The sequence below is a fragment of the Phaeovulum sp. genome, assembly GCF_047638075.1.
GTDB lineage: Bacteria > Pseudomonadota > Alphaproteobacteria > Rhodobacterales > Rhodobacteraceae > UBA6197.
The window spans coordinates 38,471-62,307 of sequence record NZ_JBLJBV010000023.1; the positions used below are offsets into that span (position 1 = coordinate 38,471).

The 23,837-nt window shown below is 57.3% G+C and carries 21 protein-coding genes, 1 tRNA gene and 1 pseudogene; 12 read left to right on the top strand and 11 right to left on the bottom strand.

Annotation, left to right across the window (positions count from 1 at the left end; translation table 11 throughout):
• Position 1 precedes the first annotated feature (1 nt).
• The 3 genes from ACM62R_RS03445 (at position 2) to ACM62R_RS03455 (ending at position 4,658) form a co-directional block, all read left to right on the top strand.
• A complete protein-coding gene (locus ACM62R_RS03445; protein ID WP_415182671.1) occupies positions 2 to 1,144 on the top strand; it encodes an NUDIX domain-containing protein in 1,143 nt (380 codons plus the stop codon).
• 62 nt (positions 1,145 to 1,206) lie between these two features.
• Positions 1,207 to 2,238 carry a cysteine synthase A gene (locus tag ACM62R_RS03450; RefSeq protein ID WP_415182672.1) on the top strand — a complete coding sequence of 344 codons (1,032 nt, stop codon included), beginning with the start codon at positions 1,207 to 1,209 and terminating at the stop codon, positions 2,236 to 2,238.
• Positions 2,235 to 4,658, top strand: a complete 2,424-nt coding sequence (locus tag ACM62R_RS03455) for a DUF3772 domain-containing protein (RefSeq protein WP_415182673.1) — start codon at positions 2,235 to 2,237, stop codon at positions 4,656 to 4,658. The genes ACM62R_RS03450 and ACM62R_RS03455 overlap by 4 nt, the downstream gene beginning before the upstream one ends.
• 289 nt (positions 4,659 to 4,947) lie before the next feature.
• On the opposite strand, the gene ACM62R_RS03460 is transcribed toward ACM62R_RS03455, so the two are convergent.
• The gene (locus ACM62R_RS03460) at positions 4,948 to 6,018 is read right to left on the bottom strand and encodes an AI-2E family transporter (protein WP_415182733.1); all 1,071 of its coding nucleotides are present in this window, start codon (positions 6,016 to 6,018) and stop codon (positions 4,948 to 4,950) included.
• Positions 6,019 to 6,217: 199 nt separating this feature from the next.
• On the opposite strand from ACM62R_RS03460, the gene ACM62R_RS03465 reads away from it, so the two are divergent.
• The 4 genes from ACM62R_RS03465 to ACM62R_RS03480 all read left to right on the top strand — a co-directional run bounded on the left by ACM62R_RS03465 (position 6,218) and on the right by ACM62R_RS03480 (position 9,553).
• Positions 6,218 to 6,307 (top strand) — tRNA-Ser (locus ACM62R_RS03465).
• A 353-nt stretch (positions 6,308 to 6,660) separates the two neighbouring features.
• Positions 6,661 to 7,548 (top strand): HsdM family class I SAM-dependent methyltransferase, encoded by an 888-nt coding sequence (locus ACM62R_RS03470; protein ID WP_415182674.1) that lies wholly within the window; start codon positions 6,661 to 6,663, stop codon positions 7,546 to 7,548.
• A complete protein-coding gene (locus tag ACM62R_RS03475; RefSeq protein WP_415182675.1) occupies positions 7,502 to 7,990 on the top strand; it encodes a hypothetical protein in 489 nt (162 codons plus the stop codon). Before ACM62R_RS03470 ends, ACM62R_RS03475 begins: the two co-directional genes overlap by 47 nt.
• A gap of 576 nt (positions 7,991 to 8,566) precedes the next feature.
• Positions 8,567 to 9,553: a response regulator gene (locus ACM62R_RS03480; protein WP_415182676.1), complete on the top strand. Its 987-nt coding sequence runs from the start codon at positions 8,567 to 8,569 to the stop codon at positions 9,551 to 9,553.
• Between the two features lie 283 nt (positions 9,554 to 9,836).
• On the opposite strand, the gene ACM62R_RS03485 is transcribed toward ACM62R_RS03480, so the two are convergent.
• Both ACM62R_RS03485 and ACM62R_RS03490 read right to left on the bottom strand, forming a co-directional pair.
• Positions 9,837 to 11,675, bottom strand: a complete 1,839-nt coding sequence (locus ACM62R_RS03485) for a PAS domain S-box protein (RefSeq protein WP_415182677.1) — start codon at positions 11,673 to 11,675, stop codon at positions 9,837 to 9,839.
• 984 nt (positions 11,676 to 12,659) lie between these two features.
• A complete protein-coding gene (locus ACM62R_RS03490; RefSeq protein ID WP_415182678.1) occupies positions 12,660 to 12,953 on the bottom strand; it encodes a hypothetical protein in 294 nt (97 codons plus the stop codon).
• A gap of 363 nt (positions 12,954 to 13,316) precedes the next feature.
• Here ACM62R_RS03490 and ACM62R_RS03495 point away from each other — a divergent pair, with 363 nt between their 5' ends.
• The 5 genes from ACM62R_RS03495 (at position 13,317) to ACM62R_RS03515 (ending at position 18,094) form a co-directional block, all read left to right on the top strand.
• Positions 13,317 to 14,543 (top strand): IS256 family transposase, encoded by a 1,227-nt coding sequence (locus ACM62R_RS03495; RefSeq protein WP_415182679.1) that lies wholly within the window; start codon positions 13,317 to 13,319, stop codon positions 14,541 to 14,543.
• A gap of 367 nt (positions 14,544 to 14,910) precedes the next feature.
• Positions 14,911 to 15,939 (top strand): response regulator, encoded by a 1,029-nt coding sequence (locus ACM62R_RS03500; protein WP_415182680.1) that lies wholly within the window; start codon positions 14,911 to 14,913, stop codon positions 15,937 to 15,939.
• Positions 15,932 to 16,294 (top strand): Hpt domain-containing protein, encoded by a 363-nt coding sequence (locus ACM62R_RS03505; RefSeq protein WP_415182681.1) that lies wholly within the window; start codon positions 15,932 to 15,934, stop codon positions 16,292 to 16,294. Before ACM62R_RS03500 ends, ACM62R_RS03505 begins: the two co-directional genes overlap by 8 nt.
• A 13-nt stretch (positions 16,295 to 16,307) precedes the next feature.
• Complete coding sequence (locus tag ACM62R_RS03510; RefSeq protein ID WP_415182682.1) at positions 16,308 to 16,697, top strand: response regulator; 390 nt, start codon at positions 16,308 to 16,310, stop codon at positions 16,695 to 16,697.
• Positions 16,697 to 18,094 carry a sensor histidine kinase gene (locus tag ACM62R_RS03515; protein ID WP_415182683.1) on the top strand — a complete coding sequence of 466 codons (1,398 nt, stop codon included), beginning with the start codon at positions 16,697 to 16,699 and terminating at the stop codon, positions 18,092 to 18,094. Before ACM62R_RS03510 ends, ACM62R_RS03515 begins: the two co-directional genes overlap by 1 nt.
• Positions 18,095 to 18,264: 170 nt before the next feature.
• Here the strand turns inward: ACM62R_RS03515 and ACM62R_RS03520 are convergent, their stop codons facing one another.
• The 8 genes and pseudogenes from ACM62R_RS03520 to ACM62R_RS03555 all read right to left on the bottom strand — a co-directional run bounded on the left by ACM62R_RS03520 (position 18,265) and on the right by ACM62R_RS03555 (position 23,799).
• On the bottom strand, positions 18,265 to 18,387 hold the full coding sequence (locus tag ACM62R_RS03520) for a hypothetical protein (protein ID WP_415182684.1): 123 nt from the start codon (positions 18,385 to 18,387) through the stop codon (positions 18,265 to 18,267).
• Between the two features lie 54 nt (positions 18,388 to 18,441).
• Positions 18,442 to 19,205, bottom strand: a pseudogene (gene istB / locus ACM62R_RS03525) (IS21-like element helper ATPase IstB).
• A gap of 103 nt (positions 19,206 to 19,308) precedes the next feature.
• Positions 19,309 to 19,914: an Eco29kI family restriction endonuclease gene (locus ACM62R_RS03530; protein ID WP_415182734.1), complete on the bottom strand. Its 606-nt coding sequence runs from the start codon at positions 19,912 to 19,914 to the stop codon at positions 19,309 to 19,311.
• A 202-nt stretch (positions 19,915 to 20,116) separates the two neighbouring features.
• Complete coding sequence (locus ACM62R_RS03535; protein ID WP_415182685.1) at positions 20,117 to 20,323, bottom strand: hypothetical protein; 207 nt, start codon at positions 20,321 to 20,323, stop codon at positions 20,117 to 20,119.
• 249 nt (positions 20,324 to 20,572) lie between these two features.
• Positions 20,573 to 20,938 (bottom strand): hypothetical protein, encoded by a 366-nt coding sequence (locus tag ACM62R_RS03540; RefSeq protein WP_415182686.1) that lies wholly within the window; start codon positions 20,936 to 20,938, stop codon positions 20,573 to 20,575.
• On the bottom strand, positions 20,898 to 21,425 hold the full coding sequence (locus ACM62R_RS03545; RefSeq protein WP_415182687.1) for a PAS domain S-box protein: 528 nt from the start codon (positions 21,423 to 21,425) through the stop codon (positions 20,898 to 20,900). Before ACM62R_RS03545 ends, ACM62R_RS03540 begins: the two co-directional genes overlap by 41 nt.
• A gap of 1,020 nt (positions 21,426 to 22,445) precedes the next feature.
• Positions 22,446 to 22,739 carry a hypothetical protein gene (locus ACM62R_RS03550; protein ID WP_415182678.1) on the bottom strand — a complete coding sequence of 98 codons (294 nt, stop codon included), beginning with the start codon at positions 22,737 to 22,739 and terminating at the stop codon, positions 22,446 to 22,448.
• A 928-nt stretch (positions 22,740 to 23,667) separates the two neighbouring features.
• On the bottom strand, positions 23,668 to 23,799 hold the full coding sequence (locus ACM62R_RS03555) for a hypothetical protein (RefSeq protein ID WP_415182688.1): 132 nt from the start codon (positions 23,797 to 23,799) through the stop codon (positions 23,668 to 23,670).
• Between the last annotated feature and the right edge of the window lie 38 nt (positions 23,800 to 23,837).

The following is a 23,837-nucleotide window of genomic DNA, read 5'->3' on the forward strand; positions in this document are numbered from 1 at the left end:
GATGAAAAGTTATTTCTTTTACGGCACCTTGCGCCACGCACCCCTGTTGGTGCAGGTATTGGGGCGCCTGCCGCGCCTGACCCCTGCAACGCTGCCCGACCATGAGGTGCGCGCGGTTGGCGACGATGGCACGTTCCCGCTGCTTTGCCCCGGCGGCGCGGGCGCGATGGGGCTGCTGGTCACCGATGTCAGTGATGCGGAGGCTGCGCGGCTGGATTATTACGAGGCCGGTTTTGCCTTTCATATCCGCGAAGTTCTGGTCAACACCGTTGACGGGCCACATCCGGCACGCGTTTATTTTGGCGATCCGGGGGCATGGCAACCCGCCGCCTTGTGGCGTCTGCCCGATTGGGTGGCGCATTGGGGGGATATCGCAACCGAGGCCGCGGTCGATTTCATGGCCGGGTTTGGCCGGATCCCCCCCGAGGTTGCGCGGTGGCGCTATCCGATGGTGTTGGCACGCGCCGCCTCGCGGTTGCGGGCGCGGGCCGAGAAACCGGCGCGCCTGCGCCGCCGCGCCGCGCCAAGGGATGTGACCGTCCAGCGCACGGAACCCGCTTACGCGCATTTCTTCACGGTCGAGGAATATGACCTGTCTCACCGGTTGTTTGCCGGGGGGTATAGCCCGGTGCTGGACCGTGCGGCCTTTGTGTCGTGCGATGCGTCTGTGGTTCTGCCCTATGACCCGGTCCGCGACCGGGTGTTGGTAATCGAACAGTTCCGGGTCGGCGCCTTTGCGCGTGGCGATCTGAACCCTTGGCTGATTGAACCCATCGCCGGGCGCGTCGACCCGCTGGAAACCCCCGAGGCCGCCGCCCGCCGCGAGGCCGTGGAAGAGGCGGGGCTGACCGTGGGCCGCATGTATGCTGCACCTTCGTTTTACCCGTCGCCGGGGGCAAAGTCTGAATATATCTATTGTTTCATCGCCTTGGCAGACCTTCCTGATAGCGCGGCAAAGCCCGGTGGGCTGGCTGACGAGGGCGAGGATATCCGCTCGCATCTGATTTCGTTCGAGGCGCTGATGGATCTTGTCACTAGCGGCGAGGCTGACAATGGGCCACTGTTGGTTTTGGCACTGTGGCTAGCACGAAAGCGCGCCGAGTTGCGGGCAGGGGCCGTGTCACAAGCTATTGGCGGGGGTTGAGGCCGGGCCGGCTTGGCCTTAGGTCTGGGCCAACAAACATTGCAACACCGGGGAGAGACGGCATGCGCATCTGCACCGATCTGGCAGCGACGATTGGCAATACACCGTTGATCCGGCTGAAAAAGGCCAGCGCCGCTACGGGGTGCGACATTCTGGGCAAAGCCGAATTCATGAACCCCGGCCAATCGGTCAAGGACCGGGCCGCGCTATACATCATCCGCGACGCGGTGGCGAAGGGGCAGCTGAAGCCCGGCGGCACCATTGTCGAGGGCACCGCGGGCAATACCGGTATCGGGCTGGCGCTGGTCGGGGCCAGCATGGGCTTTCGCACGGTGATTGTGATCCCTGAAACCCAAAGTCAGGAAAAGAAAGACATGTTGCGGCTGGCCGGCGCCGAGCTGGTGCAGGTGCCCGCCGCCCCCTATTCCAACCCCAACAACTATGTCCGCTATTCGGGCCGTCTGGCCGAGGCGCTGGCCAGGACCGACCCCAACGGGGTGGTCTGGGCCAACCAGTTCGACAATACCGCCAACCGGCAGGCCCATGTGGAAACCACCGGCCCCGAAATTTGGGAACAAACCGGCGGCAAGGTCGACGGCGTGATCTGCGCTGTGGGATCGGGCGGCACGCTGGCGGGTCTGGCAATGGCGCTTCAGCCCAAGGGCGTAAAGGTCGGGCTGGCCGACCCCGAGGGGGCGGCGCTGCATTCATTCTACACCGAAGGCGTGCTGAAATCCGAAGGCAGCTCCATCACCGAGGGCATCGGGCAGGGCCGCATCACCGCCAACCTTGAGGGCATAACCCCTGACTTCAGCTGCCGCATCGCAGATAGCGAGGCGCTGCCGATCGTGTTTGATCTGCTCTCTGAAGAGGGTCTTTGCCTTGGGGGATCTTCGGGGATCAACATTGCGGGCGCCATGCGTATGGCGCGTGACATGGGGCCCGGCCATACCATCGTCACCATTCTGTGTGACTATGGCACACGCTACCAATCCAAACTGTTCAACCCTGAATTCCTGCACGCCAAGGGCCTGCCGGTGCCAACATGGCTTGATGGTCGGGGCCGTGATGTTCCTGAGGTGTTTGCAGGATGATCAGGTTTCTTCGCTTTTGCCTGATTGCAATGGTTCTGGCGCTGCCGGTGGCGGCACAAGAGGCACCCGGCCCAGACTACAAAAGCTGGGATGTCAACGCCAAGGCGGCTGAGGCTGTCGTCACCAAAGCCACCGCCACGGATGAGAGCCTTTCCCAGCTTCGCGCGGACATCGTCAAGGCGCGCAATCAGTTCATCGAGGCACAAAGTGCCAATAACGACCAGATCGATACCCTGAAAAAACAGATCGCCGCGCTGGGGCCCGCCCCCGCCGAGGGCGAGACCGAAGACCCCACCATTGCCGCCCGCCGCGTCGAACTGAACGCTCGGCTGGCCAAGTTGCAGGCGCCCGGCATTACCGCAGACGAGGCCGCCAGCCGCGCGGACGGGCTGATCCGCAACATCGACCGGATCATGCGCGACCGCCAGGCAGACAAGCTGCTGCGGCTGTCACCCTCGGCGGCGAACCCGATCAATTGGCCTGCGGCAGTGTCGCTGTTTCGGTGGATGGGCGCGTGGATCTATGAGGAAACCGTCTGGCGTTTCACGCGACCGATCAACTATGACACGCTGCGCAACAATGCACCGTTGATTGCGGGGCTGGTTGTGGTTGCCCTGCTGCTGCTGCTGCGCGGTGGACACTGGATGGAGCGGCTGACCAAATGGCTGCTTGATAAAACCGCGATGCGCGGGCGCGGGCTGATCTCGGGGATCGTTTCGCTGGGGCAGGTGATGCTGCCGGTGCTGGGCGCGATGCTATTGGCCAAAGCCTTTGCCAGTACGGCCTTTTTCGGGCCGATCCTGATGAAACTGTTCGATCTGTTACCGTGGGTCTTATTCATGGCGCTTGCTGCGCGGTGGCTGGGCACGCGTATATTTCCACCGCGGTCGGGTGCGGAAAGTGCGCTGGGCCTTGTCGTAGACCGCCGCACCGAAGGGCGACTACATGCGCTGATGATGGGGCTTGCCCTGGGGCTTCAGCATCTGATGTCGGAATGGATCATTCCGCGTGCGCAGGACTATCTGGGTGGGTCGGGAAATGTTGGCGCGGAAAAGGCGCAAGAGGTTGCCTTGCGGGCCGATGCTGCAATCTCTGTGCTGGAGGTGCCGTTACAGATCTTTGCCGCGCTGGTTTTATTTCGCATGGGGCAGATATTGCGCCGGCAAAAACGGCTTGGCAACACGCAGGACGCTGATGCAGCTTTCCGTTACAACCTGCTGTTCTGGCTTGGAAATGCCGTCATCGTTATCTCGGTCATCACCCCTGTTCTGGGGGTGATCGGCTATATCAGTGCCGCCAATGCGCTGATCTGGCCGGCGCTGCTGTCGCTGGGACTTTTGGCGCTGCTGGCGGTGGTTCAGGATTTTGTGACCGATCTTTATGTCTTGATATGTCGCGGCGACGAAAGTCGGCGTGAAGGGCTGATACCAGTCTTGCTGGGGCTGATGATGTCCTTGGCCTCATTGCCGTTTCTGGCGCTGATCTGGGGTATGCGAACCGAGGATCTGGCCGATCTGTGGACCACCTTCCGCAACGGAATTTCATGGGGCGGGGTGCATATCTCGCCTGCGGTGTTTTTGACCTTCGCGGTGGTTTTTGCTATCGGCTACATGATTACCCGGATGGTGCAGGGCGCGCTGCGCAACTCGATCCTGCCCAAGACCAAGATCGACAAGGGTGGGCAGAACGCCATCATATCGGGGCTGGGGTATATCGGGATTTTTCTGGCCGCGGTCCTGGCAATATCGTCTGCGGGAATTGATCTCAGTTCACTGGCAATCGTCGCAGGCGCGCTATCGGTCGGTATCGGCTTTGGCCTGCAAAACATCGTATCGAACTTCGTCTCGGGGATCATTTTGCTGATTGAGCGGCCGATTTCAGAAGGCGACTGGATCGAGGTTGGCGGGCAGCAGGGCATCGTGCGCGCAATCTCGGTGCGCTCAACCCGGATCGAGACCTTCAACCGCACCGACGTGATCGTGCCCAACGCCGACCTTGTGTCGGGCGTGGTGACAAACTGGACGCGGGGCAACCTGACGGGCCGGGTGACGGTGCCAATCGGCGTTGCGTATGGCGTGGACACAAAGCGGGTGGAAAAAATCCTGCTTGAAATAGCCCACGACCATCCGTTGGTGATGATGAACCCCGAGCCGCGGGCCTATCTGGTCAGTTTCGGGGCTAACAGCGTCAACTTTGAAATTCGGGCGATCCTGTCGGATGTGAATTTCATCATGTCGGTCCTATCGGAAATGAACCATGAAATCGCGCGCCGCTTTGCCGAAGAAGGGATCGAGATCCCCTTCCCGCAACAAGACATCTGGCTGCGCAACCCCGAAACCCTGCGCACCCCAAGCGCCGCGCCGCAGCGCGACCAAACTACTGCTGGAAAGGATACGGAAACCCCCAAGCCCCCCCTATGAGCCTGATCTGATCGCCCCACCGCGCCGCCCCCACTCCCCCAACTGCGGCATCACGCAACCAGATAGGGATCGCCGCCACCGCCACAACATCGTCGACACTGCACTGTGCCGTTTGTCGGTCGTCATTCCGCTAGGTGGGCCCGCGAAAACCGGCCCACCCCGCGCTCAAAATTCAGGTAGCCGGCGGCAATGGCGCGGTTACCCTCCGCCTCTGGCTGGCTTGGCTTTTTTTGGTGAAAATACTCCGGGGGGGACCGAAGGGATGGGGGCAGCGCCCCCGAGCACGGCGTCAATCCTCGGCTTCGGGCAGTCCTTCGCGCGACAACAGCACCGCTAACGGGCGCAGCGTTGGTGATTGCGCGCACACGATCATCACCGCCACCATGATCGGAACCGCCAGAAACATCCCCGGCAAACCCCAAACCGCCCCCCAGAACGCCAAAGAAATAATGATCCCAAAGGATGATAGCCGCAGTGCCCGCCCCATGAGCATCGGATCTATGACATTCCCGATAACGAACTGCAGCATCCCCACCACGACAAAGACGGCAAGCGTCGCCTGCTGGTCGCCAGTCTGTACATAGACCGCCAGCGCCGCGAGGCCCGTTGCAATGATCGACCCAAGGCTGGGAATGAAATTCAGCGTGAAGGTCATGATGGCCACCGGCAACGCCAAATCGAACCCCGCCAGTTTGAAGATGCCGTAAACCGCCGCCCCCGTGGTTGCACTGACGACAGTCTTGACCAGTAGATAGTGATTGACCCGTCGCATGATTGATCCGATCACATCGCCCGCCCGTGCCGCGCGCGCCGGGTTGCCGATCAGGTTTTCCAACTTTGCTGAAAACCACACCCTCTCGGCAAAGAGAAAACCGACAAACAGGATGATCAGCACGACAGCCGATAACAAATTCCCCGCCTGTCCAGCCAGCGCGCGCAGATAGCCCGGCACCTCGATTGTCCTCATTGAATTCAGCACCGCCGCCTCGACGTCGGCGCCCATCCAGCCGAAAAGCTCGGCGATCGCACTCTGGGCCGGCTCGGCATAGCTGATCGCCATCGTGACAACCTCATTGGCCTGCGCCACCAGCACCGCAGTCAACGTCAGCAACCCCGACGCAATCAGCGCCAGCGCAACGATCGAGGCCAACCAGTTCGGCACCCGTATCGGCCCGATGTGCAAACGTGCAATCGCGTTGATCGCTTCGGAGGTCAGAGAGAAAAGGATGATGGCAATTGCCAACGAAATCAGAATAAAGCGCGCGGCCACCAACATGAACAGCACCAAGGCAAAGGCGATGATTCCCAAAAGAACCGTCTGCAATCTTGTGCTGTCACGTCGCTGCGTCTGATGTTCCATACCGTCGTGTTCTGCCCGCATCTCTTTGCCCGGTTGCATCCGTGATCCGAAGTCTTGGCCTGCCGCCCCCGCACTGATGCCACATCAAGGGTAAGGCGGGCAACGCGACAACACAAGCCAGGCGTACCCGATCCAGAATAACGATTTCAGTCCACATCCTCTTGCAAGCACAACCGGTTTGCGGTTAAACCCCCGCCACGGACAGGTGGCCGAGTGGTCGAAGGCGCACGCCTGGAAAGTGTGTAGGCGGGGAACCGTCTCGAGGGTTCGAATCCCTCTCTGTCCGCCAATTGCCCTCACGAAAGCATTCTCCCGATCCGGCTGCGGCCGGATTTTTCCGTTGTTTTCGGGGGTTGTGTGAGAGGGGCTGAGCACTGGCATCCCGGCCATGAGGCCCGAAAGCGGTCTCTCATGGCCGATATTCTCCGGACCTCATGACTGCACAGATCTGGTGAATTTCCTGTAGTACACTGTTTTAGATATAGAAAATTTCGCCTTTGATATTGGGTTGGATCAGAGTCGCGTTTGCGTCTGCTGCGACTGGCTTCGGAAATTCTCAGGGCATGGCCTGCTCCAGCCTCTGGTTGCGACGCTCCAATCGGGCGCATCCTTGGCGAGTAACTCGGACAAGGCGGTACCGCGATGAGGCCTGCCGCTCTTGCAACGTCGCGTAAGACAAGCGGTAGCAATGACGGCCCGATCTTTCGTCCGGTGGGCCGCCAGGGCAATAGGTTCCGCAACCAGAACACGGCGGCGCAACTGAAGGTGGCGATCCAGAACCTGTTCGACGAGGCCAAAAAGAAATGGCCCGGCGTCTTTCTTGACGATGAACGCATCCGCCTGTCTCCCGACCACCTGCAAGTCTGCGTCGGCTCGCTGGAGGAATGGAAGCTGTTCAACTCCAACCTCGACGTGATCGACGACGCCTTTGAATACCTGGTCTCGAAATCGTCAAAGGGCGAAAAGGGCCAGTATTTCACCCCCCGGTGGGTGATCGACATGTGCGTCAAGATGATGAACCCGCAAGAGGGCGAGACGGTGATCGACACCGCTTGCGGCTCGGCAGGGTTCACCGTGCACAGCATGTTCCACGTCTGGCGGCAGATCATGCGGGCGATGGGCAAGGAAGAGAGCCACCTCTTCACCATGGAGGCCAAGCCGCCGCGCTGCATCGACTATGTGCGCGACAACGTCTTCGCCATCGACTTCGACGAGAAAAGCGTTCGCGTTTCGCGCTGCCTGAACCTGATCGCAGGGGATGGTGAAACCAACGTCCTGCACCTGAACACGCTCGACTGGACCAAGTGGGACGAGACGGTCAAACAAGACGACTGGCAGGATACCGGACGAATTCGCCTGCGTGGTTATGGAGGGCACTTTCCTTGGCATGGCTCTAACGACGGATACGGGGGTGCAACTGGCGGCCATCCGGCCCGAGGATTTGCCGCTGGCGGTCCCCGAACAGACCGAGCCCGAGCAGGTTGTGCCGCCCGACCCGAAACCGGCCGTCCCCGAAGCGGATGCAAGTAAGCTTGCCATCGTCGGCGTGACACTCGGGATGCCGCTGAACGACGCAATTGCCCGGGTTGTCACCAAGGGCAAGATTATCTACCGTGCCGATATCGAGCCCGAAACTCCCGAGAACGTCCAGCAACGTTATACGCTGGTCGCGCTGGACAACGGCGAGACCTTCGCGCTGCACGTTGCGGATCGGCCGGAAAAGCCGGTGATCGGCATCGCGCGCAATATTCCCGTGGCTAAGAATGTGCCCGTCGAGTCTATTCGCCAGGCTTTCTTCGGTACCTATGGCGAGCCGACAGCTACAGACGAGGATCTAGGCAATTTCAGCGCGAACTGGCGATGGGAGCTGGCCGGCAACCAGAATGATGATGGCGCGGCTTGTATCGATCTCATCGAGATGTATGGCGCGAATGCCGCCGGCAATCTCCTATCCGAAGAAATGGACAGCTAGGCCGTCGCGCGCACGTTCAAAGATTCCGAGATGTATGCCAGCCAAGGAGCAGGCGGACGTTTTCGATTCTATACGCAAGACAGGTGGCCGCGAGTCACATTTAATCGGAACGCCGACTTGGGTGGCTGCCGGCCGTTCCTGAATGTGTTTTTCCACCCATCGACTGGTGATTTTATGGTGTGGGTTCATCTTGTCGATCCGGCGGCTTTCGCTAATGAGCTGGCGAAAGTCCAAGCTAGGGTCAAACCGGCCACGTTCGATTCAGAGTTGTAAAAAGCTCGAACAATAGAATGCAGGGCGGTGCTTGCTCTCGCTGTGATCTGATGAACTTGAGCTGAAAGTTGTCGGGGGCGGGAAAAGTCATTTCATTTGGATTCCAGACCACCTATACGCGGGCAAAATTACCTTGCATGATAGATGGGCCACTGATTTGTTTGATCTCTGGCCAGTAGCGGCATCTGCTGCGGGATCGTTCTTGGGCGTGAGAGTAGAGATTGCCATGTACTAGCTGAATAAAGGTCAACGGAACCTATTGCTACATTTGCACGTTACACTGCGTGTTGGAAGATCGGGCCCATGAAGATCCTAGCTGTCGACGATGACACTTTCATTCTTGAGTTGATACCGATGATATCGGCGAAAGTCGGGTTTCCGGACGTCACTGCCGTAAGTTCTGCACAACTGGCGTTGGATGAATTGAAAAGCTCTGATGTGGCTTTCGACTGCCTCTTGGTTGACATTCAGATGCCAGGAATGGACGGTATTGAACTTTGTCGCCACGTCCGCGCGTTATCAGCTTATCGCAAGACACCGATCATCATGCTGACCGCGATGACCGAAAAGGATTATATCGACCGTGCGTTCAAGGCGGGCGCAACCGATTACGCCTCTAAACCTTTCGACATGGTCGAACTGGGCGCGCGCCTTCGGATGGCGCAGCAGCTGGTCCATGCGCGACGGGATGCGGCAGTGACGGGCGGTGCGGGCAAAGAACTTTCTGGGCCCGCTAACCCCGGCCAAGAATCCGGTCAGTCTGATGACGTGCGGATCGATGGAATAAAGAACATCATCGATTATACGGCCTTGGGAAACTATTTGATGCAACTGTCCCGCGCCGGGTTGGCAGGGTCGCAGGTCATCGCGGTCAAGATAGACCAGATCGAAGCGATCGGCGCACGGGCGTCAGCTGAAGAATTTGTTTACGCGCTCACCGAAGTGGCCGACGCTATTAGCGATGTCCTCCGGTCCAGCGGCTACATGATGGCTTATGCAGGAAACGGGGCGTTCGTGGTTATTTCTGGCAAACCAAGCGTTGATCCGTCAATTGGGCTGGAAATCGAGATTCAAAACCTGCTCGATGAAAAAGGCTCTGAATACGATAATGGCGATCCGCTTGATATAGAGGTTTCCGTCGGAAACCCGATAAGACCCAATTCCAGCGAGACACAGGGTGACCGCCAAACCTTCGAGCGAGCCATCGCGCGTGCGGAGACGCGAGCGATCAAGAAGCAAAGCGAGCCGCGGCCGGTAAGTTTTCGTTTTGACAGCGGTGAGGGAAGGTGACCCGCCCTTTTCCCTAATCTCCCGCATTTCCCTACCCCTTTGAGCAGTGGTTAGCTGTCACATCCCAGAAGGTAGTAGGGCTGTTTCTTGAACAACTCCGGCTTGAGTTTGTGCCAACCTTTCATCGCTTGCAAGGGTGTGTTGCTGCCTTCGGCGTCGTCGTCGCCTGCTTGTGAAGATGGATCAGCATAGTCGTATCCCCTCCCGAATGTCCCTCAGAACTGATCGTGCCATGAAAAAAGCGGATCGCCGAGGGTCTATGTGATCATCCGGGATGGAACAGTTAGGCAGCCCGATCCTTCTGTGGTGTGTCAATCGGAACGGTAAACCAGAACGTTGTTTTATCGCCCGGAGCACTGTCAAAACCGATCTTGCCACCCGACTGTTCCACGATTTGCTTGGTGATGCTAAGGCCAAGACCGGTTCCCCCCCGACTACGGGTCGCGGTGGGGGCGGCTTGAGAGAACGGCTGGAAAACTTTCCCGCGAAAAGAGTCCGGTATCCCGCCACCCTGATTGCTCACAGAGATCCGGACTGCGTTCTTTTGCTTTTCGGCAACGATGTCTATTGTGCTGCCTTCGTCGGCAAATTTTGCGGCGTTGGACAGCAGATTGGCCATCACTTGTTGAAATCGCTTCGGATCGACCGTTCCGCTCAGATCCCGGTCCTGAACGTCAGCTTTAAAGTGAACGCCGAAGTTGTCTGCGAACGCCAAATTGGTCAAAATCGCCTGTTCGATCAACGCCGCGATGGGCTGTTGCGATGGCGCAAGCCGCATCTGCCGGGCTGAAAACTTCTCAAAATCCAGAATGTCATTAATGAGGGCGCTAAGGCGCTCTCCATTCTGCTGGGCGATGAAAATCAATCGCTGCGCCTCGTCGGACAGGGACTGGGTGTCCATTGACGACAGAAGCGATAGCGACCCGAGTATCGATGTCAACGGTGTTCGTAATTCGTGGCTGACGGTTGCGACGAACTCCCCCTTCAGTTCGTCCAGGCGCCGTTGTTCTGTAATATCGACAATCTGCGCTATGAAGTGGCCTTGATTACTCTCAGCGTCTTTTACCATACCAACGGTGAGCAGCCCCCACATGACGGCGCCATTTCCCCGGACATAACGTTTCTCCATCTGATAGGATGGGATATGGCCGCTGGCCAATTGACCAAATTGCTCCAGATCCGCATCCAGATCCTCCGGGTAAGTTACCGATTGAAAATTGGTCGCCAGTAACGCTCCTTCCGAGTATCCGAGCAGATCGCACAGCGCCGCGTTTACCCGCTGCCAAGATCCGTCCAGACTGAGGATCGCCTTTCCTATCGGCGCATTCTCGAAGGCGGACCGGAACTGATCCATACTCATACGAAGCGCGTTCTCGACCGTTTTGTGGTCGGAAATGTCGGTCAGTGAACCGATCAAGCGGATCACATTTCCGGCCGTATCTTTTTTGGCGATGGCCAGATCCGTGCGCATCCAGTGCCACCGCGATTTATTGCGGGACTGTAAACGGTATTCACAACTGGCACGTTCGCTGAGACCTTCCACGCAAAGCCGGAGCGGTTCAAGCGCCGCGCCCAAGTCGTCGGGATGCACGCGTGTGCGCCATTCCAACGCAATATCCACGTTATCCGATGACGCCAGCCCCAGCAAGTCGCGCCAAATCTCGGAAACTGTCATCGTATCGGTAATGGTATCATATTCGAAGACACCAATTCTGGCGCCTTTTATCGCATTATGCGCAAGCTTCAGTTCTTTTTTTGTGATCTGGTCGGCAGCCAGTTCAGCGGAAATGTCGCGCAGGACCAGCGCATGTTGCAGGCCCTGTTCTCGGTCGGTCCAGGCTGTGATGTGGACCCCGAGCACAACCGGACTGCCGCTTTTGCTGCGGCCAATCATTCCCTTCACGATGGCATCGATCGCGGGAGGTTCGATAAACGCGTTCAACTCTGCCAATGTCTCGATCGGCAAGACGTCAGAAACAGGCCGTCCGGTCAATTCCTCGCTGCCATAGCCAAACAGGTCGCCGGTCGCGCCATTGCAATGTGAGATTTGGCCTTCTGATCCGACAATCATCAGCGGGACCTGCATGTTCTTGAATGCATATATGATTGGCGAATCGTTCATCGTAATTTTCTCCGTAAATGCCTTCGAGCGTTACAACCCAAAGCTGCATGCAGTGGCGTCGAGCAAATTTTGGGTTGCGTCTCGGCCCTGGACGAAGCTCTCCGCTGTCGCGCGCCGAGCATAGGGATTTGGACCCGATCAGCATGAGAGGTCAAGGATGATCGGGCAATGGACTGAGCCACGACTTCCGGCCATCCGCTTTTCTCATTGTCGCCCTCTTGCCGGAGATCCGAAGGGGCGCGGGCGAGCGTGCCAACTGCCCGTGCAAACCCCATAGGCGGGGCAGCTGATCGGATCGAATCAAAAAGGTGCCTTGCTGCACTTCGGCTACACTCACGATTCTCGACTGCCAAGACGCTGATCGCCACGGCCATTGCGGTTCTTGCGCGGCCGCTGGGGACCCCGCCGGGGGAAACGACTTTGCCGGCTGGCGCGGTCTTGTTCCCCGGAATGCTTTCGACGGGCGGCAGCCTATGCCTCAGCGCGTTGACAAAAATGCGTAAGCGCTCCCTGCGGCGTCTGCTGTTCTTTGGTGCTGACGCGTCATCATCATGTGCGATGTCCAGGTAGCCGCTCGACCGGGCATCTGGCTGGCCGGGGTGAACAATTATCATTTCCTGTCCGACGCGGGCGCCTCTGGCTTGACCTTTCGGATCTAGCGTCACTCAACCTTGGTCTCAGCGCGACCCACAGAATGAGAAGAAATGCGCATAGCGTGCCGACTCCCGTATAAACCAGAAATGCCAGCCAAATCGGATAGCCCGCAATCAACACGCCGGCGGCGAATGTCAATCCGAAAAATACCGCACTCAGCACTATGCCCAGAATCATATCTCGTCCTACGTCCCCAAGCGCTCAAAAATACTGCCTACGGCGGTTCTATGTCAGTATTCAAGATCGCTGAGGTTGTAAATCCTTATTTGATGTGACGGGTGAACCGGTGGGTGCAAGACGCGATAGGCGCCTGGTCTTCTAGATGGTTGATCAATGTTTCCAATTCCCCATTCCGGCCCAAAAGCGCTCTAGCGCAATTTTTATTTGGCTGCAGTCGGGCTCGGGACCGTCGAGCCTGCAGATCGACACGATCGCACCGTGAATCGCAGCTTGGCCGCCAATCAAGGCAATGTGCATTCCCGATTTGTGCAGTCGAAGATAATCTTGGTCTCGTGACAGATCCTGATCCGATCGCTCCAACCCCTTTTCACGGAGACGAGCGAAAGCAATATCAGCGTCGAGTAACGCCCCAAAAATCTGATCGTATGCTGCGCTGACATTCATTGCCTAGGCTTTCTTCTCTGTGATGCAGGATCGGATCTATGCCACTGGGTTGGCACGTTTCAGGCCGGATTGTGGTCGGAACAAGATGCGGAAAATTCAATCTGCTGCAGAGCGAAGTTTTGAGACCCGTGGCGAGTATTTTCCGACTCGTGCGATGCTGCGACGGTAGGAGGGTAGTAGCCGTTTTGTGCTTAATTCAGTGGCTGGAGAGTGCTTCATTCCGGCAGAATGGAAGGAAGCACCGTGGGATAAATTCGTCATGGGGTCGTGTCGCGAGATTGGTGGAATTTGAAGGTAGCGTAATCTTCGGGTGAACCAAAACCCACCCAACCGGCGGCTGGTACCGCCACAGGAGATCACGCCATGACTCAGATTACAGACACCAGCGCGCTTTCGCTATTGGCTTCTGACGCAGGCTTCGACCTGATCGAGGATTGGATTCGCGCAAACGTTCGCGGCATGATCGAGGCTGTTTTCAACGAAGAGCTGGACGGCTTTCTCGGTCGCTTGCACTATGGCCGGGAGGCCGGACCGGTGAAGGGGTATCGCCACGGCGGTCGGGATCGCCAGATCACGGGAACATTCGGCACCGAGACGATCAGCGTTCCGCGCGCCCGGACCGAAGACGACAAGGGCAAGATTGGTGAGTGGAGATCACAGGCCTCGCCGCGCTATCAGCGGCTGACAAAGACGGCCGAGGCGCTGATCGCGTCCGTCTATCTCTCGGGCACGAACACGCAGCGCGTGAAGCGGGCGCTGTTTGCCCTGTTCAAGGGGGCGGTGAGTAAGGACGTGGTCAGCCGGGCGTGGCGCAAGGTGAAGGTGGATTGGGAAGCATGGTGCGCCCGCAGCCTGGCTGACGAGGACATCGTGCGCTTGATCCTCGACGGCACCGTGATCAAGACACGGATCGACGGAAAGGCGACGAACATCTCGGTGCCGGCGGCCAGTGGCAAACGTCGGGATGGGCAGAAGGTCTTGCTTTCCATCAGAAACATGGGTGGCGAGCGCACGGCAGCCTGGCGCCAGTTTCTCGAAGACCGCGATGCGCGCGGCCTTGAGCGGCCGGAATTTGTCATCGTTGACGGCGCGCCCGGGCTGGAGGCGGCGCTCGTCGCGATCTGGGGCGACGAGTTGCCGATCCAGCGCTGCACCGTTCATAAGCACCGCACTCTGCTGGCCCATGCGCCGAAACATATGCTCGACGAGCTGGGAAACGATTATCGCGACATGATTTGCGCCGAAACGGCCGCTGAGGTCGAAAAACGTCGGAAAGCCTTCCTGCGCAAATGGTGTCTGAAATGCCGCGCGGTTGCGGACAGCTTGGAGGAGGCCGGGGACCGGCTATTTACCTTCACCCAGCTGGACCCATCGCAGTGCAAATCGGCACGGACGACGAACGCCATTGAGCGGCTGAACGAGGAATTCCGCCGCCGCATCAAGATCCAGACCGTGCTGCCCTGCACCGAAACCGTGCCGATGCTCCTTTGGGCGCTGATGGCATCAGGCCAGATCCACATGCGAAAGGTCGACGGCAGGGAAACCTTGGCTCAGCCCGTCGCTCCAATCAGCCTTGACCTCGCGGCCTGATCTGGCCCAAAGCCCCAGGCTCGGAGAACGCCGCCAGAGAATTTCCACCAGATTCGAGACACGAACCGTCATGGCATTGCCAAGGACCCGCATGCAGTCAGGGCAACGATACAGCGATCCATTGGTCGACAATCGTTTGCTTTCAAACGATGAGAGGCGCGAAGGTCCGTTTGGAGCGCTGAACCCGGAGTTTGGGATTATCCCCCCCAAAATCTTTTGGGCTCAATCTATCCTAGCGTTAAGGTCGCGCAATTTCCACAATTAGTAGGTGCATCGCCGAACCGAGCAGCTTATGTCTTGATTCGCCGTTGAGCATCTATGGCGCAAAGGCACGTCGGGCATGAGAAATTGACTAAGGAAGATTTACGTGAATATCCTGGCTGTCGACGACGATGAATTACAGCTTACCGTTTTGTCCGCAACACTGGGCAGTCTGGGATTTCCGCCGGCAAGGATCGCAACCTCGGCTGCAATCGCACTTGAAGAAATCAAAGAGTCGATGGTGCCGTTCGATCTTTTCCTTCTGGATATCAAGATGCCCAATACGGACGGAATTGAACTGTGCAAGCAAATTCGGTCGATGCCAGGCTATGAGGACGCAGCAGTCATTATGATTACCGCGCTGACCGAACGTTCTCACATGGACCGCGCGTTCGAAGCAGGCGCCGTAGATTACGTCACTAAGCCATTTGATAAGATAGAGCTGCTTACAAGGATCAATGTGGCCCGCCAGGTTGCCTCGGCGAAACATGAGGCCGATCGAAGAAAAAAGGCATTCAGTGCGCTACAGCGGCAGGTGTACGAAATCGCCGGATCGACTTCGGGCGCGCCGGCTACGATATTTGGGGTCCCAAACGTCATCGACTACATGGTGCTAAGCAATTTTATGCTTCAAATTCCATTCTCGAGAACATTCTCTGCGACGTCATTCGCTGTAAAAATACGTGAATTTGAGAAGCTACATCTCTCACTCGAGTTGGAGCCTGGGGCCATCTATGAAGTGCTTACGTTGGTGGCCAAGGCGCTTTCCAGACAACTGATCGGCCGGGGCTTCTTTGTCGCCTATGCAGGTTCAGGCGTATTTGTCTGTGCGGCTCAATGGACATGTGATCTACCGCTCGAAGAGATTGCCGACGAAGTGCAAAGCCAAATTTTTGAGATCGAAATGGTAGGAGGCTCAGACCGGCGACAGGCCATCTCCGTAGAGTTTGGCCGGAGACAAACCAATGGCGTTTTCACCCTCGACCGCAGGGTTGGTCTTTTGCTGAGAGCAATTTCGGATATGGAAAACACAACTTCTGGCAGCAATGTCACGCACGGAAGGCCCAACGGTAGAAGACGGGCTGGTACCTTTCTTTCGGTCTTGCAACGTCTATTGGGGTTCGGTCATGCCTGACAACAGTGTCTCGTTGTCTGGTCGGCGTGATCTGCACGCAGTGCTAGAGCAGGTCAGGATCGATTTTGTTCAACGTCTGAAAATCCAGCTCAGACAACTGCAGTCGATCCGCGCACAAATTGTGACACCTGGTTGCGATGACGACCTTAGAGAACTCGAGTTTATTGCGCATAAGATTAATGGACTTGCGAAGACACTCGGCTTCCAGAGCTTGGGCGACGCTGCAGAGAGCCTGGAAGTGGCAATAGCCTCGCTCGAGTTGCATCCACGCGTTAGCGATCCGTCTGAAGTCGTCAGACTTCTCGATGCGCTCGTGCTGAAGATAAGAACAACCTGCGCCGGAGCACAGGACTAAGCGGGAGTTGAGAGTGCTCAAGAAAATACTTCATGTCGATGACGACGACGACATACGAGCGGTCACAAGGCTAGCACTTGAGCTAGTCGGAGGCTTTACGGTTTTTCAGTGTGCATCTGGCCAGGAAGCGATCGAGCAGGCGGAATCCTTCGCGCCGGATCTCATACTTCTTGATGTCATGATGCCAGGTCTCGATGGCGTGCAGACCTTTCACAGGCTTAAGGAAGTTGAAGCCTTGGCATCCCTACCAATCGTCTTTGCGACAGCCAAAGTTCACGCAGAATCAGTGCAACAACTCCATGCCATCGGCGCCGCGGGGGTCATCGCTAAACCGTTTGATCCGATAGAGCTGTCGAATAAGTTGAATTTGATCTGGGAGCAATCGAGGTTTGAAATCTCCTGATGATGTGGTCCACTGCGACGTCGTGGCTAGCTAGGAAATCGGGCATTTCCGCTACATACGCTCCCAGGTCGATTAGCCACCTGGAGCAGCGGCTAAAGGATTATATAGAGGGCAGCCTGCGCCTGTTCTGGCATCGTCAAGCAATGTATTTCGGTGCTTTCGTACTTGCCGTCTCCTACTACAGTTTCACAATTGGACTGGTCTGCTATTGGGTCATATTGCTTTCGGAGTTGTTCGACCACTGGGTCGCCAACCGAATCGCCAAATGGAGCAACCATAATCCGAAATCGGCTAGAAAGTTCTATCGTCTGATAGCAGCCGGAACCGTTTTCAACAGCTCCGCTATAGGTCTTTTCGTAGTCGCTGTAACAATTAAGGAAGGTAATTCAGCCCACTTCACGCCCTTGCTTTTCCTTTTTGCGGCGGCACTTTTTGCGGCAATGAACACTCACCAGGTTTTTCAGGTGTTGATCTTGCGTTTGGTAATCTTTGCTGCCCTGTTTCTGTTCGTAGCTACTGTAAACATTATGGAAACAAGGCCCCCGTTGACTTCGGTCCATTGGTTACATTTTTTTACGGTAATTTTCGTAATGTACTTTATCGTAGATTGCTCGTTGGTTTTTCTTAAAATGTATCAGCGAAACCTCACGCAGATCGAGAATCTCCGTCAAGAACGCGATCGCGCCACGGCGGCTTATAGGGCTAAGTCGGAGTTCCTGTCGGTGGTAAGCCATGAACTGCGAACGCCGATAACGTCAATCAAAGGGCCCCTTAATCTCATATGTGGCGGTGTGCTCGGCACGGTGACTGACGACATTCAACGCATGCTTTTAGTCGCGAACAAGAACAGTAACAGGCTTGCCACCCTAATCGATGATCTGCTTGATCTTCAGGCGCTAGACGCCGGAAAATTGGCAATGAATTTTGAACATGTCGACCTCTCCACGCTTCTTCGAGACGCGATCGAGGCAACTGGTGGCTATCTTAGAGACAAGGAGATTTCCTTGGTGGAGGTCGGCCTCGAACATTCGATCATAGTTCAGGGTGACGAGAAAAGGCTGATGCAGGTCATGGCCAACGTTCTCTCGAACGCGATCAAGTTCTCGCATAAAGGTGGCGTTGTTGAAGTTGCCCTAGATAAAGTGGACGAGAGCGCCCGCATCTCGGTGCGGGATTGCGGCCGCGGCATTCCCGAGGGAGGAAAGGATAAGGTTTTCGAGGAGTTTTCACAGATCGATTCTTCGGATGTCCGCTCCGCTGGCGGTACTGGACTGGGGATGAGCATCTCAAAACGCATCATACTACGCCACAATGGCACAATTGACTATGAAAGTGACCTAGGTGTTGGCACGGTCTTCCACATCACGCTTCCTTTTTCCAACATGGCAGCCGTCTAACCTCTCGGGGGATTACCCCGCCACGTCGGACAACCGCGCCGTGTAATTCACCTCTAGCAGCGACGGCGACAGCCCTGTTCTGCCGGAATTGCGTATTCCGGAGCATCCGCCCACCTGTGACGCGTTGCCATGAGGCAGCGTATTTCGGGTATCAGGTTTGAGACGTTTCGTCATCCATTTTGGCGACGGTTTTGCGCATGGACAGCTAACTGGCTGGTGATCATGGTCGCGCCGCGGCCGTTGCGCATTCCGAGGTATCCGGTCAGCTGTTCCGACAACATCCGGTCAGTCATTCCGGGGTATCCGGTCACCTGAGGATCGTTGCCGCGCAGGCATGGATTTTGATGTCAGGCCGGGCGACCTTCGTCAACCTTTTCGGTGTGGTCGTCGGTCGCGCGTCGCATAGAATGACCGTCGAGTTCGAGGCGATAGGCGTTGTGGACCAAGCGGTCGAGGATGGCATCGGCAAACGTGCGCTCATCGATGACGTCGTGCCAGGCTGTGACAGCTGGCTGGTGATCAGGATCGAGCCTCGTCCGTGGCGGTCCTCGACGATTTCCATGAGCTCACGGCGCTGCCCGGCGGTCAGGCGATCCGGCCCCCAGTCGTCCAGAATGAGGAGGTCTGCCTTCACGAGGGATCGGAACAGGCGTGGAAAGCGTCCGTCGCCATGGGCCAGTTCGAGATCGGCGAACAGGCGTGGCAGCCGCTGGTAGATGACGGTGAGGTTGTCGCGGCAGGCTCTCTGCCCCAGAGCGCAGGCAAGCCAGGTCTTCCCGACACCGCAGGGGCCAGTGATCATCAGGTTGCGGGCATCTTTGATCCAGCGCCCGGTGGCGAGTTGCTGGAACAGGGCCCAGTCCAGCTTGCGTGGCGTGCGGAAGTCGACATCCTCGATAGCTGCCCCGATGTGGCGTAGCTTTGCCGCTCGCATGCGGGTCTGGAACCGTCGGGTATTGCGGCTGGAGATCTCGCGGTCGACCAGCAAGCCGAGCCATTCGGCGTGGCTCAGATCCACGGTGGCGTCTTGCGCCTGCAATTCGATGAAGGCCTCGGCCATGCCGTCGAGCTTCATCTGTTGGAGCTGGTCCAGGGTGGGGTGCGTCAGCATCATCTTTCCTTTCAATGGAAGTAACTGGGGCCGCGGATATTGCCGTGCTGGATCGCGGGCCCTTCCGCGGCGGGTTCGGGCCGGTTGCGATGCAGGTTGTTCTTCAGGATCGAATTGACCGAGGAATAGGACCGGGCCCCGATCGCGAGGGCGCGCTCGCAGGCCGCCTCCAGCGCGCCCTCGCCGTGCGGCTTGGGGGCAGCTTCCCCGGGCGGCCTCCACCTGGTGCATTACTTCCAAAGCCAGCCCCATTCCAAATAGGGCTTAGGAACGTGATCAGTCCCGCTTCAGCCATTGATACGTGAGCGTCGGGCAGTCCAAGGAACCTAAAAGAAAAGTCAGACGTCTGAACTGGGATAGCTCCAGTTGAAAAGCTGTCAATCTTCCGCTTGTGTGTTTGAAGCCGTTTCTTGACACTGTTTGATCCCGGCCCACTGCGGAAGTCTTGGAGCCCATTAACGGTTGCGCTCTCTGCAGCCTTTCCAACATAAATCGGCAATATCCCGGCGCTGCGATTTAAGTGTTGGTAGAGCCGGTAAGGTTTGACGGCTCCTCGGTAGAATATTGCGTAGATACCACCGCTGTCGGATATTCCCTTGATATCGACCGGTGTGAGAGATCGCTCCTCCCGCCGGAAGAGTTCGCAAGCAATGCTTGCTGCCAAGTTTACCATATCTAGAGGGTCGTACAATTCTTTCTGCCCTTGCATCTCTGCCAAGGACGATTTGCAGAGAGAGCTTTGATCCTAGTTGATTATATGGGGCTGGTCCAGAAGCTGGCAGCGAAGACTTTTGTGAAGCATGCAATTTCTTTTCCCGGGCGGCTTGAAGCCAACGGCGCGTAACACGCATGCCCGAAATTCAAGACGCTTCCTGGTGCGGTATTGTTCGATGCATGGACAGCAGCAGTAGCTAACGACGCTGTCTGCTCCACTCAACTGGAAACAGCTCCAGGACCCGTGCCAGCGTCAGCTCTGCGCTCTGCTTGCCGTCCAGAATCGCCTCGACGATTTCCGGCGCGAGCAGGGTCAGGCGCAGTACGCGGGTCATGTAGGACGGCGCAATCCCCTCGTGTTCGGCCAGTTCTGCCATTGTCGTGAATTCGCCGGATTCCAGCATCCGCTTCCAGCGAAACGCTCGCGCCAGCGCCTTGATCAGCGTATTGTCGGACTTGGGCGGCTGCGATGGCGCGCAGAAGTCGGGCGTCCTGGCCGCAATCCATGGCCACCTCGATATCCTTGGGCGGCAGGATGCGCGGGCGTCCGCCGCGATTGCGCAGAGTGAGCGGGATGTGGACGCGGAGGGTCTTCCGGGCCTGATTGAACAGGCCACTTTCGACAATGTTCTTCACTGTCTCAATTGCTTCATTCATGAAATTCGTGTCCTTAAGAGATCTTCCAGAACCGTCGCGGCGGCTTCCCACCGCACTCGCAAGAATGGATTGCTCTGCAGCGTGTCCGACAGAGCCTCGGACGGCACACCGTTTTCCATCATGGTCACCGCGAGGGAATAGACCAACTCTTCGAGGTCGGTTGCTGATGTTTCGTCAGCCGTGACCGCTTCCGCGTTCCCGACGAGTTCAGCATGCAGCGTCTCGATCGGCAGACCTGAGCCGACAATGCGCAGGCAGCGCTCGACCCCCTCTCGCAGGTCTTCTGGCAATTGCTCGGCATAGGTTCGAAAAACTGGATGCTCAAGATTGGGGCGGAAGACGATCTGCCCATCCTTCTGCACCCGATTCCCACGCAACATCCACGTTATCCGATGACGCCAGCCCCAGCAAGTCGCGCCAAATCTCGGAAACTGTCATCGTATCGGTAATGGTATCATATTCGAAGACACCAATTCTGGCGCCTTTTATCGCATTATGCGCAAGCTTCAGTTCTTTTTTTGTGATCTGGTCGGCAGCCAGTTCAGCGGAAATGTCGCGCAGGACCAGCGCATGTTGCAGGCCCTGTTCTCGGTCGGTCCAGGCTGTGATGTGGACCCCGAGCACAACCGGACTGCCGCTTTTGCTGCGGCCAATCATTCCCTTCACGATGGCATCGATCGCGGGAGGTTCGATAAACGCGTTCAACTCTGCCAATGTCTCGATCGGCAAGACGTCAGAAACAGGCCGTCCGGTCAATTCCTCGCTGCCATAGCCAAACAGGTCGCCGGTCGCGCCATTGCAATGTGAGATTTGGCCTTCTGATCCGACAATCATCAGCGGGACCTGCATGTTCTTGAATGCATATATGATTGGCGAATCGTTCATCGTAATTTTCTCCGTAAATGCCTTCGAGCGTTACAACCCAAAGCTGCATGCAGTGGCGTCGAGCAAATTTTGGGTTGCGTCTCGGCCCTGGACGAAGCTCTCCGCTGTCGCGCGCCGAGCATAGGGATTTGGACCCGATCAGCATGAGAGGTCAAGGATGATCGGGCAATGGACTGAGCCACGACTTCCGGCCATCCGCTTTTCTCATTGTCGCCCTCTTGCCGGAGATCCGAAGGGGCGCGGGCGAGCGTGCCAACTGCCCGTGCAAACCCCATAGGCGGGGCAGCTGATCGGATCGAATCAAAAAGGTGCCTTGCTGCACTTCGGCTACACTCACGATTCTCGACTGCCAAGACGCTGATCGCCACGGCCATTGCGGTTCTTGCGCGGCCGCTGGGGACCCCGCCGGGGGAAACGACTTTGCCGGCTGGCGCGGTCTTGTTCCCCGGAATGCTTTCGACGGGCGGCAGCCTATGCCTCAGCGCGTTGACAAAAATGCGTAAGCGCTCCCTGCGGCGTCTGCTGTTCTTTGGTGCTGACGCGTCATCATCATGTGCGATGTCCAGGTAGCCGCTCGACCGGGCATCTGGCTGGCCGGGGTGAACAATTATCATTTCCTGTCCGACGCGGGCGCCTCTGGCTTGACCTTTCGGATCTAGCGTCACTCAACCTTGGTCTCAGCGCGACCCACAGAATGAGAAGAAATGCGCATAGCGTGCCGACTCCCGTATAAACCAGAAATGCCAGCCAAATCGGATAGCCCGCAATCAACACGCCGGCGGCGAATGTCAATCCGAAAAATACCGCACTCAGCACTATGCCCAGAATCATATCTCGTCCTACGTCCCCAAGCGCTCAAAAATACTGCCTACGGCGGTTCTATGTCAGTATTCAAGATCGCTGAGGTTGTAAATCCTTATTTGATGTGACGGGTGAACCGGTGGGTGCAAGACGCGATAGGCGCCTGGTCTTCTAGATGGTTGATCAATGTTTCCAATTCCCCATTCCGGCCCAAAAGCGCTCTAGCGCAATTTTTATTTGGCTGCAGTCGGGCTCGGGACCGTCGAGCCTGCAGATCGACACGATCGCACCGTGAATCGCAGCTTGGCCGCCAATCAAGGCAATGTGCATTCCCGATTTGTGCAGTCGAAGATAATCTTGGTCTCGTGACAGATCCTGATCCGATCGCTCCAACCCCTTTTCACGGAGACGAGCGAAAGCAATATCAGCGTCGAGTAACGCCCCAAAAATCTGATCGTATGCTGCGCTGACATTCATTGCCTAGGCTTTCTTCTCTGTGATGCAGGATCGGATCTATGCCACTGGGTTGGCACGTTTCAGGCCGGATTGTGGTCGGAACAAGATGCGGAAAATTCAATCTGCTGCAGAGCGAAGTTTTGAGACCCGTGGCGAGTATTTTCCGACTCGTGCGATGCTGCGACGGTAGGAGGGTAGTAGCCGTTTTGTGCTTAATTCAGTGGCTGGAGAGTGCTTCATTCCGGCAGAATGGAAGGAAGCACCGTGGGATAAATTCGTCATGGGGTCGCCAAGGACCCGCATGCAGCCACTGGGCTGGGGCAACGATATAGCGGTCCACCCCCTGTGCCAGCGTTGTTGGCCGCCGCTCTATTTTCCTCTATTTTCAGGTGGGCGGGATAGGACAATGACGTGGGATATTCACCAGAGCGAAGAGCGGCTATGCTGAAGCAGATGAGCGCAGCGTACACCCGCGCCCTGACCATCGCCGCGGATGGGCAAACTTGGCCAGGCGCATCAGCCGAGGTCCTGATCCCCCCTAAGACTTGCCAAACTTTACGGCCTTCCTGACCCGATGGCAAATGCGGAACTATCTGCTCACGGTCGCTTGTCAGGCCTTTGAAAAGGGGTCGCAGAAATAGGGCGGATGCCGCGCGTCCCCAATGGCATCGCGATATGCGAAACGCAAAAGGATCGAAGCGCAAGCTGAAAAGAGGACGTTTTTGGGTGGGTTGAATATCATCCCCCGCGATTTGGGAAAAACTTGTTCCAGTCGCGCGGGCTGCACCAGCGGTTAGAATATTTTTAAGGACCGCAGTTCCAACAATTCATGGTGGACAGATATGAGTCCGCCATCGTCTGGCAGCACCTTGCGGGTAATGGTCGGCGGCGCCTCTGGTTGACGCCTTCCTCGGACGGGCCAGCCGAAACTGGCCGCCGATCTGTCATATCACTTGGACTTCGGCCTTGCCGCAGTTACTGCGACGGCGTTCTTCACGCTGGGTGCGGCGGCAATGACTTTCACCACTTTTTTTTTCGGCTTCTTTTCATCACGTCCTCGTTTGTTCAAACCCTTGGCCATGATCTGGTTCCTTGAAAATACTGCCTCTAATCAGCAGC